We start from the raw sequence: 15,690 nt of genomic DNA on the forward strand, positions 1-15,690 counted from the left end.
TGTTGTTAATTTGTAATTAATTGTTTGTCAGACTTAAATATACAAAATAATTCGGTGATTACCAACTTTTAAAGATACTTTCTTATCCCGAACTCACGTATCTATTTGGTGGAAATTCTGCCTGCTAATTCTTTTACTTGTATTAGCACCACCTGAGATTATGGCACAAAGCCTAACAGTAAAAGGACAGGTAATAGACGCCAACAACGAACCTATTATTGGAGCATCTATCGTCGAAAAAGGAAACACTTCTAACGGAACCATCACAGACTTCGATGGTAACTTCAATTTCAAGATTTCAGGAAAAGGGAAAAAAATCATAATTACTTATATTGGCTATCAAAGTCAGGAACTGACCGTTACTCCCGGCAAGGAAATGAAAGTTACCTTGAAGGAGGACGCACAGGCAATGGACGAAGTTGTAGTCATCGGTTATACCAGCAAAGCACGTAAAGATCTTACAGGTTCTGTCGGATCAGTTTCAGGTGTAAAGATCGCAGCCATTCCGGTTACTTCGGCAGCTGTAGCATTACAGGGTAAAATAGCCGGTGTACAGGTCACTACCGTCGATGGTGCACCGGGAGCAGATATCAACATTCGTGTACGTGGAGGAACGTCTGTAACACAGAGCAACGAACCTCTTTACATTGTCGATGGATTTCAGGTAGACAACATCAACGATATTCCTCCTACAGATATTGCATCTATCGATGTACTGAAAGATGCTTCTATCACGGCCATCTATGGAGCCAAGGGTGGTAACGGTGTAGTAGTAGTAACCACCAAATCGGCAAAAGCCGGAAAAATACAGGTAAGCTTCAATGCTCATCTCTCTACCAGCCAACTGGCCAAGAAGCTGGATTTGATGAATGCAGCAGAATTTGCACGCTACCAGTACGAATGGTCTGCATGTAACGGTAGCCGTTCTTCGAATGCCAAGTTCTTCCGTGCAAACTTCGGTAACCCGCAAGACCTTGACATGTACAACACCTTGCCGACTCACGACTGGCAGGACGAAGTCATGGGAGAAAATCCTATCAACTATTCTACCAATGTAAGCATCGGAGGAGGTACTGAAAGAATACGTTTCAATGCATCACTGACACAAAGTGAAGATAAAGGTATCATCATGGGATCGGGAGTACGCCGTACAAACCTTAATATCAAGACGGCTATCGACATCACCAAGAACCTGACTTTACAAATCAATCCTAAATTTTCATTCCGCCGTGATGAAGGAGCTGGTGGCGACAACATTGGTACAGGTGGTATCATCGATGTACTCCGCTATCGTCCTACAAACGGTCTGCGTGAATTCGGATATGTAGACCCGTCATACGCTGATCCTGATGAAGAAGCACTGTTTACTTACACAAACCCTAAGAGTGATATCAGCATCAACCAGCAGAAAAAATACTCTTACAATTATACAAATGCGTTCTCACTGGAGTGGAAACCTGTTAAAGGACTGGTTCTTCGCACGGAAGCAACCATCGGATTGACATGGAAAGATCAATACCGTTTTTATGGAGCTCTGACAAGTGAAGGACAAAATAATAATTCACAGCCTGTTGCCAATATCCAGAAAGATTACACACTTAAATACATCTGGACGAATACGGCTTCATATGGATTTACACTGAACAATGTACACAACATTTCCTTGCTGCTGGGACAAGAAATCTACCACAGCCAGAATACTAAGAATGTACAGAAGAACCGTTACTTCCCACGTGCTTTCGAAGCCGATCAGGCTTGGGCTAACATGGGATTCGGTACTCCTCAGGAATCGTATACACAGCTTTCTACCCCCGACCGTACAGCTTCATTCTTCGGACAGGCCAGTTACAACTATAACCATAAGTACCTGCTTTCGTTGACAATGCGTGCCGATGGCTCTACAAAATTTGCTCCGGGAAACCAGTGGGGTTATTTCCCGTCTATATCTGGAGCCTGGGTACTTTCTGAAGAAGAGTTCTTGAACGGTGTAGAATGGATGGATCAGTTAAAAATCCGTGCGGCTGTCGGTCTGGCTGGTAACAACCGAATTGACAACGACATGTGGCGTTACTTATACTCAGTCAACTCTACAGGAGGCCCTGGCTTTGGAGAATCTACTCAATTCGGAGAACAATGGTACGGAAATCAGGGAGGTACGACTTTTGCCAACAAGAATATCAAGTGGGAAACAACATTGACAAGAAACCTCGCTGCCGATATCATCCTCTTTGGCGGACGATTGAATGTAACACCGGAAATATACTGGAATACAACCAAAGACTTGCTTTACAAATCAGATATTCCTTCTTCTGTCGGCTATATCAGCCAAATGCAGAACATCGGTCAGGTAACTAATAAAGGTGTCGAATTAAGTATTTCAGGTGATATCCTCAGAGGTAGAGATTATGTACTTTCTGCCAACTTGTCCTTGGGTATGAACAAAATGAAGGTCGACAAGCTGAACGGTACTGATAATGTTATCTGGGACCAGAACAGCCGCTGGAAATCAAGTTACAACGATTACTGCCTGAAGGTAGGCGATCAGGTAGGCTTGATTTACGGTTTTGTCTACGACGGATTGTACTCGATGGATGAATTCTATTTCGACCCGACAAACAACCTGCAAGCACTCCCCTGGGGATCGACTGCAGCCGAAAACGGAACCTCTAAAGATGCTCCTTTGGTAGACGAAAACGGAGTAGAACATCCCAAAACAATCATCAATGAAGTATCAGGAAACTCAAATTCCGGTATCGCTACACTCCCGGGAAAAATCAAGTTCAAAGATTTGAATGGGGATGGAAAAATTACGGAAGACGACCGTACTGTCATCGGTAATACGAACCCGAAAGTACAGGGAGGATTCGGAGTAAGCGGACAATGGAAGAGTTTTGACTTTGCCATGAACTTCAATTTTATGCTCGATTTCGATGTAAACAATGCAACAGCTTATCAACTTTCTTCATCCGAAGGAAACAGCAAGAAATTCTATAACGTTCTCGGAACATTTGCCGACAACGGATGGAGATATACTCGCGATGGAGATGGTGAATGTATGTACAAATGCTACTTTATCGATGGTTCTATCGACATGTACCGCCAGTTGAACGAAGGCAGAACATTGTGGAATCCGACTGACGTGACTCAGAAAATCACTCACTCTTATTTCATCGAAGATGGTTCATTCGTCCGCTGTCAGGACTTGACCATCGGTTACACACTGCCGGAAAACCTGACTTCGAAACTGGGCATTTCAAAAGCTCGTTTCTATGTTTCTGCATCCAATCTGTTCATCATTACCGGATATTCTGGTTATGACCCGGAAGTAGATATACAGACAGGTTTGACTTGCGGTATGGACTACAACCGTTATCCGCGTAGCCGTAATTTCGTATTTGGAACCAACATTACATTTTAATACCGAACGTACATGAAACTCAAAAATATATTAGTCATAGGCTTGACTTCGATGACACTGGTGTCATGCAACGACTTTCTGAAAGTCGAATCCCCGTCAAGCTACAGCGAAGAGTTTGTTTTCAGCCAGAAAACAGAAATCAACCGTGCCCTCAATGGAGTATATGCTTCTATCCTCGTAGACGATCTCTATGGAAAGGCTTTTCAGAGAACCTTTATCCTCAACAGCGATGTGGATATGATTATAAACAGTACCAACGTAGCTACCCATAACAGCTATGCACGTTTCGACTGTGACGATCAGGGAGGTGAAATCAACAAATTCTGGCAGGCAGCATACAAGGCTATAGAGGATGCCAACCGCTTTATCTACAATCTGAAAAACAGTCCGCTCTACGATGAAGAGGATGCTGAAATCATGCAGATGCTGGGAGAAGCCCAATGTCTCCGTGCCATGGTATACCATGATATGGTAGTCATGTTCGGTGATATTCCCTTTACCTTCCAACCTGCCTCACAGTTGGGAGATAATTATGTTATCCCTATCATGGATCGTAAAGATATACAAGACAACCTGATAAACGACCTAAAAGCAATTGCCCCTAAGATGAATTCGTCTGTAAGCGTTACCGTAGAACATGCTTCCAAAGAATTCGCATATGCTCTCATCGCACGTATCGCACTCACAGCAGGAGGATATTCACTGCATCCAGACAAGAATAATCCCAATAGTTACGGAACAATGAGCCGTCCGGAAAATTATCAGGACTACTACCGTATTGCCAAGGAATATACCAATCTGGTTATCCAGTCCGGTTCTCACTCTATCGGGACTTCCTACAAAGACGTATTCCTGAAAGAAAGTAACTTCGAACTTATCAGCAAGGGAGATCCCATCTTCGAAATTCCTTTTGCCAAAGAATCAACAGGTGAAACCGGAAACATTCAGGGACCAACCTCTACAGCCAACGAAGGTCAGACTCTTGGAAAGAATGTGTGGGGAGCTGCCGACGGAAATGGCAGATTAAGTGCTTTCTATCGCTATTCGTTCGACGAAAAAGACAAACGCCGCGACTTTATCAACGGACTCTGGTATTACGGAAACAGTGAGAACAATGCTACTCAGGATTCTTGCCTCATACGTTCAGACTATACCGTACACAACAACAAATGGTCTAAGCTGTGGGCTAATGCCGGACAATTCCTCAACACAAGCTCGGGCAATACAGGTATCAACTTCCCTTACATGCGTTATGCCGATGTCTTACTGATGAATGCCGAGGCTATCAATGAACTGGAAGGTCCTACCAAAGAAGCACAAGAATCACTCCGTCAGGTGCGTAGCCGTGCTTTCGACGATCAGGGAGCTGTCAATACCTATGTAACCAATGCAGCCTCATCTAAGGAAAAGTTCCTCCAGGCGATTCTTGACGAAAGAAAATGGGAATTTGCCGGTGAAAACGTCCGCTGGCGCGACCTTGTCCGCAATAACCTCTACAGTCAGGAAGTAGTATACAGCTTCTTGCGTTACCTCTCGGTTGCCATGTCAAATGCCGGTACATATACCGGATTCGAAGATGATATAGCCGAACACGACGGAAGCAATTATCTGGACGAACTGCCTGAGTATATGTATTATCATGTACTTCCTCAGAGTGCAGAATGGCGCGTAGACCCAAGTCAGGTATACGGCTATCCGTACCCGAATACTACACTGGATATTCTTTACATTTACAATCCTTATAAATCGGCAAGCCAGCCGGCAACAGCTCTTACCGCCATCGACGGAAAGACATGGGAGTCAGCCGAATTTTATCAGTGGAGTAGCGATTCTGAACCTACCAACCAATGCAAATTCTCATTCTATGGATATATACGCCATACAGAACAAGGTAACATCGTATTGGTAAAGGATGGTACAGAAATACCATTGGAAGGCAGCACCGTTCCTTCGGTCAACACATTGCCGCCGGTACGTTATATTCTGCCTTATCCTAATGCAGCAATCCAACGCTCTGCCGGAGCTTATAAGAACTACTATGGATATTAATAACAATTTTCAAAACAGATTACCATGAAAAATATATTTCTATATTCCCTGATGCTATTATCTGCACTTTCCTTCAGTTCGTGTTCCGACGAAGATGAAAGTTTCGGTGGCTCATTAGACCGGGAATGGATGACAATGTTCATCTGCGACAATAACAGAGGCAAGGGAGATGACTATGCATACAACTGCAAGGCAGAAGGTCCTAACGGAAACGATATTCATCTGTACTGGTACGGTGTAAACGACTGTGCCGGATATCAGATTCGACAGGCACTCCAGCCGAATGTTGCAAACGGTGCTGACGCGTGGGGTACATCTGCAGAAAACGGACTGTTACTGCTTGATACAATCGTAGGACCCGATGTGCTCGACCTGGTCATCAAGGATCAGCAGTATTCCACCGACTTTCGTTTTGCCATCCGTGTACTCTCCAAGAAAGACGATAACATTACCGATTTCTCACATGCTTCCAAATGGTACGGACACGGCGACGGAAGACAGTGGGCAGAATACCTTGGCATCACTACAGCCGACCGTTATGCTACTCCGTTCTGTGTATATGTCGACGGTTCAAAAACTACCGAAACTACAATGCGTGTCATGCTGAACCGTAACTTCGATGTCGTTTCCGAAGGGGTGTCCGAAGATGACAAAGCTATCTACCGTGAAAAGTTTGAATTGGATGCCAATAATAACTTCGTATACCAGTGGCTGGAAGTAGCACCTTCACCCAATAACCCGGAATCTACCGTAAACGACAAATGGAAAAACTACAGACTTACAGAAGAAGACTTCGAAAAAGGTTATGTAGACATCGACGGACTTCAGAAGAACTCTGTATATGTCATCAATGTACGTAATGAAAACGTCAAGGTAAAATGGGATGCGTATTATAACACTTACTCTGCACGCTCCGACGGTGAACCGGGAGAACCTATTCTGGTAACTCACGAACTGACTCCTCCAAGCCGTGACTACTTCGACACGGAAGAAGCTTATCAGACTGCTCTGGAACAGCACGAAGTGGCACTCAAATACAATGCAATGCGTATCGACTTCATGCTGACCGACTTTATCTCTGATGTAAATCTGGCAGAAGGACAGACATTCTATCTGGAAGGAGGTAAGACATATTGTATGTTCAACAACCTGACCACTTGTAAAGGATTCGTACTCCGCACCAATCCGGAAGATGTAGCTGCCGGCAAGCGTGCTAAAATCTTGCTGGGCGGTATGCATACTACCGGAACCAATGTAAACTCTATGAACCTGATGTTCGGCCGTCAGCCACAGGCAGGCGAAGGTGGAGAAATCTACATGAAGATGCTTGAATTCTATGATATCGATTTCGACTGCCCGCTTGCACTCAACTATGGCGACAACATAGCCGGAGTTGGCTCTACTACTGGAAACTATTTCATCAATATGTTCTCCAACGGTATGGCAGTACATCTGGAAAACTTCGTTATCAAGAACTGTACATTCAAAAGACTCGTCCGCGGATTCATCCGTGAACAAGGACCAAACTATAAAATATGGGATCACGTCCTGATTGAAGACAACCAGTTCTTCGACTGTGGATATTACAGCAACGGAGCAGGTGGATATCCTTGGATTGCAGGCTCTGGTAGCAATGCCAATTCTAATCTGTACAAAGACTTTGTTGTCCGCGGAAATACATTCTACGATTGCCCGTTCCCGTCATTCTTCAATGAAACCAAACAGGCCAACTGGAAGGGAGGAGCATGGAATATCACTTTCGAAAACAATACACTGGTCAACTGGAATACTCGTGCTGCCGGCAATATCTTCGCTATGCGAAACATCCCCGACGGAAGTACTTATACCGTAAGAAACAACCTGATTATCCTGATTATCCTGACTAAACAGGATGGTGATGCACGTAACATAATTATGGCAGGTGCCGATATCCGTAAGACTATGACACTCCCCGACGGTTCTGCCGGACATATCACGTTGAACTTCGAGAACAACTATTCTACAAATACCTTCCTGAGCAACGGACAGATATTCAGCAACAACCCGTGGACTGCTACAAAAAACAACTTCGGAAGTCTGGTCAACGACGGCTCTGCTACATTAAACGGTTCACTGGAAGTTCTGGTCGACGATATCTCACCGCTTGAACTGATGGTTAATCCTAATCCGCCGCATAAGGCTGCTACCAACAGTGACCGATTCATGCACCGTGCAGATGCACTGGATGGAACCGGTGGAGAACATGGTGTGAACCTTTACTATAACAAGAGCAGCAAGGTAACAAATTCTAAGATTTATCAGTTGAACATCGGTGCTCCAAGATGGAGAAACGGTCAGCAATAAGTTTCAAGAATATCAGAAACCTCGAAAAAAGGTATTAAAAAAAGTGAGCTTGTTCAAGATTACATTGAACAAGCTCACTTTTTTAATATCACTCAGGATCAGCCGTTATAAACGGTTGTAAGCCTCTTCCAGTTGCTTCATTGCCTGTTCAAGAACAGAACGAGTACAGCCCACATTCATTCGCATAAAGCCGATACCTTCCTTGCCGAAAGTCTCACCGTTGTTCAGAGCCAGATGGGCCTTCGATACGAAGAAGTCTTCAAGCTCTTGCTGCGACATACCCAAATCACGGCAGTCCAGCCATACCAGATAAGAAGCCATCGGACGCATAGCCTTGATTTTCGGCATATGTGCTTTCAGATAATCATCCAGATAGTCGATATTTCCTTGTATATAAGCCAGACATTGTTCCAGCCATTCCGTTCCGTTGGAATAAGCAGCCTCTACTGCAGGGAAGGCAAAAACATGCCCACCGCCGAATTCACAACTTTCCATATAAGTAGCAAACCGTTTGTGCAGTCCCTCATTATAAATAATAGCATGCGAAGCTGCCACTCCCGGCATATTGAAAGCCTTGCTGGGAGCCATGAACGTAACGGAATTGTTCTTTGCCCGTTCGGAAATCATGGCAAAAGGTACATGGCGGTGAGGAGGCAACGTCAGGTCGGCATGAATCTCATCAGAAAAGACAATGACATTATCCTCCGCACAGATATCGGCTATAGCTTTCAGCTCCTCGTGCGTCCAGACTACTCCACCCGGATTGTGAGGATTGCACAGAATAAATACGCGCACGCCCTTAATCTCCCTGCGGAACAAATCCAGATCCATCCGATACTTGCCGTTTTCCAATACCAGCGGACACTCCACCAGACGGCGGTCATTACGGGTTACCAGCCACGAGAATGGAGGATACACCGGAGGCATGATCATAATCTTGTCACCCGGATGAGTGAAAGCATTGATCGCCATTCCCAGTCCCGGTACAATGCCCGGTACGTAAGTAATCTGTTCCTTTTCTACCTTCATGCCATAACGAGCATCCACCCAGTCGATTATCGCCCGATAATAACTGTCAGGCTTGCATGTATAGCCCAGTACAGGATGTTCACAACGTTTTTTCACCGCATCGAGCACAAACGGAGGTGTAGCAAAATCCATATCTGCCACCCACATAGGGATAAGGTCTGTCCGTCCCCAGATATCCTTCATTCCTTCTATTTTTTCCGCATTCGTACCTCGCCGGTCTATCGGTTCGTCAAAATTATAATTCATGGTAATAGTGCATTAAATTGATACATTTGTCATAACACAAATGTAATCGAATATGTCGTGGAAAGAAAATATTTAAAGAAAAAGTTCATAAAAGTATTGTTTTTTCAAGAAAAGTATTACATTTGCAACCGTAATGATAACAAAATAACAGAACAAGAATGAAAACTTTTGCGACATACTTCTTCTTTTACTTTTTTTACTTTTACTTTAGCAATGAAGTGAAGCGGGAGTTCGCATATGTATAATAAACCAATGAATAAATAAAAATGATATCACGAAATCCCGCTTTCAACAGAAGCGGGATTTTTTATTTTAAAACAAAAGCAAATGAAAAGAATAGCTATACAAGGTGTACCGGGGTCATATCACGACATTGCAGCCCATAAATACTTCAAGAATGAGGAAATCGAACTGATCTGTTGCAATACATTCGAAGAGGTATTCGAGAACCTGCGCAAGGACAGCAATGTCATCGGGCTCGTTGCCATAGAAAATACGATAGCCGGAAGCCTGCTTCATAACTACGAACTGCTGCGCGAAAGCGGGGCAACCATTATCGGAGAACACAAGCTGCGCATCAGCCACAGCATCATGTGCCTGCCCGACGAAGACTGGAAAGACCTGAAAGAAGTCAATTCTCATCCGGTAGCACTGGCACAGTGCCGCGAATTTCTCCAGCATCATCCGGAACTGAAAGTGGTAGAAACGGATGATACTGCCGGAAGTGCCAAGGACATTCACGACAAACAACTGAAAGGACATGCGGCTATCTGTTCCAAGTATGCAGCCGAGATGTACGACATGAAGATTCTTCAGGAAGGCATCGAAACCAACAAGCATAACTTTACCCGTTTTCTGGTAATATGCGACCCGTGGATTGCCGACGAGCTGAAAGACCGCTCCAAGGTAAACAAGGCGAATATCGTCTTCTCCCTTCCGCACAGCGAAGGTAGTCTGTCGAAAGTTCTTTCCATCTTTTCATTTTACAACATCAACCTGACCAAGATTCAATCATTGCCTATCATCGGACGCGAATGGGAATATATGTTTTACGTAGATGTAATGTTCAATGATTACCTGAGATATAAACAATCCATCGATGCGGTAACCCCGCTCACCAAAGCACTTAAAATATTAGGAGAATATGCAGAAGGAGAATCAACATTATAACATACAGCCTGCCGACAGACTGGCAAGCGTAAGCGAATATTACTTCAGCCGGAAACTGAAGGAAGTGGCAAAAATGAATGCCGAAGGAAAAGACGTCATCAGTCTGGGTATCGGAAGCCCCGACATGCCGCCTTCGGAAGAAACCATCAAGGTGTTGTGCGAAAATGCCAAAAAGCCGGACGCACATGGTTATCAGCCTACGGTAGGTATTCCTGAACTGCGCAAGGCTATGGCCGACTGGTACAAACGCTGGTATAACGTCGACCTCGATCCGGCTACGGAAATTCAGCCGCTCATCGGTTCGAAGGAAGGTATCCTGCACGTCACGCTGGCACTGGTCAACCCGGGCGATCAGGTACTGGTACCGAATCCAGGCTATCCTACGTATACATCGCTGAACAAGATTCTGGGAAGTGAGATTGTCAACTACAACCTGCGTGAGGACAATCACTGGCAACCCGATTTCGACGAACTGGAAAAGATGGATCTGAGCCGTGTAAAAATCATGTGGACCAATTATCCCAACATGCCGACAGGTGCCAATGCTACCATGGAACTGTACGAAAAACTGGTCGACTTTGCACGCCGCCATAACATTGTCATCGTAAACGATAATCCGTACAGTTTCATTCTGAACCGCAAACCCATCAGTATCCTCAACGTACCGGGAGCCAAAGAATGCTGCATCGAGTTCAACTCCATGAGCAAGAGCCACAACATGCCGGGCTGGCGTGTAGGTATGCTTGCCACCAATGCTACATTCGTACAGTGGATTCTGAAGATAAAGAGTAACATCGACTCGGGAACGTTCCGTCCTATGCAACTTGCTGCCGCTCAGGCTTACCGCAACAGCGCAGAGTGGCACGAAGAAGCCAATATCAACGTATACAGCCGCCGCCGGAAACTGGCAGAAGAAATCATGACGACGCTGGGATGTACGTTCGATCCCGATCAGGTAGGTATGTTCCTGTGGGGAAGAATTCCCGACTCGTATGCTGATGTGGAAGACCTTACCGAAAAGGTGCTGCACGAAGCACGGGTATTCATCACACCGGGATTCATCTTCGGCAGCAACGGAAAACGGTACATCCGCATCTCGCTCTGTGCCAAGGAAGAGAAGCTGGCAGAAGCCCTGAAACGTATCAAAGCGATATTCTAAAGATAATAAACTAAAAAAAGATAGTATATGGAACTGAATTTACAACCCATCGAACTGGAAGGTGTTTCAAAGGAACGCCCTCTTATCATAGCAGGTCCTTGCAGTGCTGAAACAGAAGAGCAGGTTATGACCACAGCTACCCAACTGGCCAACAAGGGTATTAAAATCTTCCGTGCCGGAATATGGAAACCACGTACCAAACCGGGAGGTTTCGAAGGTATCGGCGTAGACGGACTGGCATGGCTGAAGCGTGTGAAACAGGAAACGGGTATGTATGTCGCTACCGAAGTGGCTACTGCCAAGCATGTATACGAATGTCTGAAAGCCGGCATCGATATTCTGTGGATAGGTGCCCGTACCACTGCCAACCCGTTTGCGGTTCAGGAAATTGCCGACGCACTGAAAGGTGTGGATGTTCCGGTATACGTAAAGAACCCGGTCAACCCCGACCTGGAATTGTGGATCGGTGCGCTGGAACGTATCAACAATGCAGGACTGAAACGTCTGGGAGCTATCCACCGCGGATTCTCTTCGTACGACAAGAAGATTTACCGTAACCTGCCGCAGTGGCATATTCCTATCGAACTGCGCCGCCGTATTCCCAACCTGCCTATCTTGTGCGACCCGAGCCATATCGGCGGTAAGCGTGAACTGATTGCACCGCTTTGCCAGCAGGCTATGGACTTGGGACTGGACGGACTGATTGTCGAATCTCACTGTAACCCGGACTGTGCATGGAGTGATGCCGCACAGCAGGTCACTCCCGATGTACTCGATTACATCCTCAACCTGCTGGTTATCCGTAAGGAACACCAGTCGACTGAAAGCCTGCACGAGCTTCGCCAGCAGATAGACAGTTGCGACAACGAACTCATGGAAATCCTTGCCAAACGTATGCGTATCTGCCGTGAGATTGGTACTTTCAAGAAAGAACATAACATGACGGTTCTCCAGACCGGACGTTACAATGAAATTCTCGACAAGTGTGGTGCACAAGGCTCACTCTGCGGAATGGATGCCGACTTCATCAAACAGGTATTCGAGGCTATCCACGAAGAAAGTGTACGCCAGCAACTGGAAATCATCAACAAGTAATTACTACAAGAAAAGAATCAGAAACCACGTACTCCCCTACCACGGCAGCAGCGAGTTTCTGATTCTTCTTTATCACAATTCAACGAACTATGAGAATATTAATTCTGGGAGCAGGAAAAATGGGCTCGTTCTTTACCGATGTATTGAGCTTCGACCACGAAGTTGCGGTATACGATGTCGACCCCAAGCGTCTGCGCTTCATGTACAACTGCCTTCGGTTCACCGATACCAGCGAAATAGAAACATTCAAACCCGAACTGGTCATCAATGCGGCAACCGTCAAATATACACTGAATGCCTTCAATCAGGTTCTTCCTCTTATTCCCAAAGACTGTATCATCAGCGATATAGCTTCTGTCAAGACCGGACTGAAAGAGTTTTATGAAAACTGTGGCTTCCGTTACGTATCTACTCACCCCATGTTTGGTCCTACATTTGCCAACCTCGACAAACTGAGCACGGAGAATGCTATCATTATCAAGGAAGGCGACCATCTGGGCAAGATTTTCTTCAAGGACCTGTATCAACGACTGGGATTGAATATTTTCGAATATACGTTCGAGGAGCACGATGAAACAGTGGCTTACTCTCTGTCTATCCCCTTTGTTTCCACATTTGCCTTTGCAGCGGTCATGAAACATCAGGATGCTCCGGGTACTACCTTCAAGCGCCACATGGCTATCGCCAAGGGAGTGATGAGTGAAGACGATTTTCTGTTGCAGGAAATTCTGTTCAACCCGCGTACTCCGGCACATGTAGAAGGTATCCGTACCGAGCTGAACGAGCTGCTGGACATCATCAACAAGAAGGATGCGACCAGAATGCGTGCCTATCTGGCAAAGATTCGCGAGCACATCAAATAAGAAATAACGATTTCGGAAATCTCTCTGTTGCTGCCTCTGCAAGCGCATAAAACAACAGAGAGATTTTTTTATGTCACCCCATTGTACAGGCAGTAATAGGCGATAACTTTTTTTTATGACAGATTCTCGAACGGAAGTCGTACCTTTGCAGTACGAAAACCAATTTAATATTTACAATTATGTATAAATCAATTATTCGTCCCTGGTTATTCCGTATCGATGCAGAGAAAATCCACAACCAGATTATAACCATGCTTCATGTATATCGTCACCTGCCCCCGGTAAAAGGTCTGATCCGTTCGGCTTACCGTCCTAAGGCTGCTCCCTTCCAGTGGCAGGACCTGACATTCGGCAACCGTGTGGGACTGTCTGCCGGTTTCGACAAGGAAGCAAGTTGTTTCGACGAATTAAGTGATTTAGGCTTCGGGTTCCTCGAAGTAGGAACGGTTACCCCCGAAAAGGTTGCCGGAAACCCCTCACCGCGCGTCTTCCGTCTGCCGCAAGACCATGCCTTAGTATCCCGCACCGGCTTCAATAATCCCGGAAAGGCTGCCGTACTGGAAAATCTGAAACGGAAACGAAACGGAAAATATATACTGGGTGTCAATATCAACAGCAATCATCCGGCCGACGAAGCCCTGGCTGTAGCGGAGGTTACCGACCTGTACGATACGTTCAGCACGTATGCCGATTACTATACCATCAACTGGGGAAGCATCGCTCCCGAGATACTGGGTACCATACTCACTGTCCTGACTGACGAGAAGCAGCATGTACGCAAGCCTGTCCTGCTGAAACTTCCGGCTGATGTTCCTCTCGAAAAGCTGGACGGCATCATCAACTTTGCCTGCCAGCATCACGTCAGCGGATTCATCGCTACCGGACCGACACAAGACCGCTCGCTGCTCATCCACTCCAGTCAGTCGGAAATCACTCAGGTAGGTGCCGGAGGTATCAGCGGACTGCCGGTCATCCACAAGTCGGTAGAAGTTGTCAAATACCTTTCCGCCCATGCCCCAAAGACATGCTGATTATCGGAGCTGGAGGCGTCATGACACCGCTGGAAGCCCACAACATGCTCAAGGCAGGCGCACATCTGGTACAGATTTATTCAGCCTTCATCTACGAGGGACCGGGCATCGTGAAACGTATAGCGGAAGCGTTACCTTCACAGCAAAAATAAACTTTCCTCTGTTGCCGCATAAAAAAACTGACCCACCCATCACAGGCGAGTCAGTTTTTATTATAAGAGTGATTAACTAAAAAAAATTACTTGTTTAAGCCAAAATAGCCGTCCCATGCATCGTCAATCTGGAGATAATAGTAATCGTAACCGGTTACATCATCGATATCCAACGGATCATCATCATCATCAGGATCACCAGAACCTGGAAGGTCCGGTGTCTTTTTTGTACCGATTGAGTAGAAATGATTGCGGGTAATGGAATAACCTTCCTCATTATCAACATTACTATTACTATCTTTAAGTGGAACAGCTTTTATGATCTGGCCATCTGTACCCCAATACACAATGTTCAGTGCATTCCAGCCATCATTTGAAGTATTCTTTGCAGGGAATGGAAGCAGGAAACAACTGCCAAACAAGGTATTGTTCTTACATTCGATGTTGTCATCCATATATTGTTTCACGTCAACATCCATTTCGTCTGGCAGTAAAAATCTCTTATTGTCGGTTTTTTCTTCCCCATTACTTTTTCTTGAGAAGCTATAAGAACCTCCGTTTGATGCAGTATCAAAATTGCTCGTATTATCTGAATTAAAAGTAAAAGTCAACAAATCTGTGTTAGAAAAGCTATCATTAGTATATCCATTATATTCTGGATTCAACTCACCATTCTCACCTTTATAAGGGAAATACAATCCTTCTACATCAATAATGGTAGAAATAGTGACTTTTCCAACTTTTTTGTTCAATACATAAGCAGGTACATTTTCCAGATAAACCAACATACCGGCTACCTGACGTTCGAGAATAAGTGTATTTTCTGCCGTAAACAACCCATGTTCATTTACACTTGCCTTAATGGCTCCTGAAAAAATCTCCTCAGGAAACTTTTCCGGATTTTTTGTAGTGTTTATTGCACATTTCAAGCCGACAATATCAACCATTGTAGGTTTTCCACTTTCATCATCAACCGTCTTTTGCTGATTCGTCAAAGTATAAGGAAAAGTTGTTCCACTTGCAGCATTGTATCCATAAGACGTGAGTTCGGGATAAGAAAGTATCTTTAAAAGTTGGTAATCACCGAATTATTTTGTATATTTAAGTCTGACAAACAATTAATTACAAATTAACA

The 15,690-nt window shown here is 45.1% G+C and carries 11 protein-coding genes; 9 read left to right on the plus strand and 2 right to left on the minus strand.

What is annotated here, in order from left to right:
• Positions 1-160: 160 nt before the first annotated feature.
• From ACZM60_RS12650 to ACZM60_RS12660, 3 genes are read left to right on the plus strand one after another with little or no spacing between them, the layout of a single operon-like run.
• Positions 161-3,418: a SusC/RagA family TonB-linked outer membrane protein gene (locus tag ACZM60_RS12650; RefSeq protein ID WP_489521680.1), complete on the plus strand. Its 3,258-nt coding sequence runs from the start codon at positions 161-163 to the stop codon at positions 3,416-3,418.
• 12 nt (positions 3,419-3,430) lie between these two features.
• Positions 3,431-5,467 carry a RagB/SusD family nutrient uptake outer membrane protein gene (locus tag ACZM60_RS12655; protein ID WP_489521681.1) on the plus strand — a complete coding sequence of 679 codons (2,037 nt, stop codon included), beginning with the start codon at positions 3,431-3,433 and terminating at the stop codon, positions 5,465-5,467.
• A gap of 24 nt (positions 5,468-5,491) precedes the next feature.
• Positions 5,492-7,810: a hypothetical protein gene (locus tag ACZM60_RS12660; RefSeq protein ID WP_489521682.1), complete on the plus strand. Its 2,319-nt coding sequence runs from the start codon at positions 5,492-5,494 to the stop codon at positions 7,808-7,810.
• Between the two features lie 105 nt (positions 7,811-7,915).
• Here ACZM60_RS12660 and ACZM60_RS12665 read toward each other — a convergent pair whose 3' ends face one another.
• On the minus strand, positions 7,916-9,085 hold the full coding sequence (locus ACZM60_RS12665) for a MalY/PatB family protein (protein ID WP_021971668.1): 1,170 nt from the start codon (positions 9,083-9,085) through the stop codon (positions 7,916-7,918).
• Between the two features lie 327 nt (positions 9,086-9,412).
• Here ACZM60_RS12665 and ACZM60_RS12670 point away from each other — a divergent pair, with 327 nt between their 5' ends.
• The 6 genes from ACZM60_RS12670 to ACZM60_RS12695 all read left to right on the plus strand — a co-directional run bounded on the left by ACZM60_RS12670 (position 9,413) and on the right by ACZM60_RS12695 (position 14,555).
• On the plus strand, positions 9,413-10,255 hold the full coding sequence (locus ACZM60_RS12670; RefSeq protein WP_021971669.1) for a prephenate dehydratase: 843 nt from the start codon (positions 9,413-9,415) through the stop codon (positions 10,253-10,255).
• A complete protein-coding gene (locus tag ACZM60_RS12675; protein ID WP_021971670.1) occupies positions 10,230-11,414 on the plus strand; it encodes a pyridoxal phosphate-dependent aminotransferase in 1,185 nt (394 codons plus the stop codon). Before ACZM60_RS12670 ends, ACZM60_RS12675 begins: the two co-directional genes overlap by 26 nt.
• Positions 11,415-11,441: 27 nt before the next feature.
• Complete coding sequence (locus ACZM60_RS12680; RefSeq protein ID WP_489521683.1) at positions 11,442-12,509, plus strand: bifunctional 3-deoxy-7-phosphoheptulonate synthase/chorismate mutase type II; 1,068 nt, start codon at positions 11,442-11,444, stop codon at positions 12,507-12,509.
• Between the two features lie 89 nt (positions 12,510-12,598).
• Positions 12,599-13,372, plus strand: a complete 774-nt coding sequence (locus ACZM60_RS12685; protein WP_021971672.1) for a prephenate dehydrogenase — start codon at positions 12,599-12,601, stop codon at positions 13,370-13,372.
• A 179-nt stretch (positions 13,373-13,551) separates the two neighbouring features.
• Positions 13,552-14,403, plus strand: coding sequence for a dihydroorotate dehydrogenase (locus ACZM60_RS12690; RefSeq protein WP_489521684.1), 852 nt, complete (start codon positions 13,552-13,554; stop codon positions 14,401-14,403).
• Positions 14,397-14,555: a hypothetical protein gene (locus ACZM60_RS12695; RefSeq protein ID WP_489521685.1), complete on the plus strand. Its 159-nt coding sequence runs from the start codon at positions 14,397-14,399 to the stop codon at positions 14,553-14,555. The genes ACZM60_RS12690 and ACZM60_RS12695 overlap by 7 nt, the downstream gene beginning before the upstream one ends.
• 86 nt (positions 14,556-14,641) lie before the next feature.
• Here the strand turns inward: ACZM60_RS12695 and ACZM60_RS12700 are convergent, their stop codons facing one another.
• Entirely contained in the window at positions 14,642-15,502 is an 861-nt protein-coding gene (locus tag ACZM60_RS12700; RefSeq protein ID WP_489521686.1) for a hypothetical protein, read from the minus strand.
• Positions 15,503-15,690: the final 188 nt, after the last annotated feature.

It is taken from the genome of Phocaeicola sp. (genome assembly GCF_057861905.1).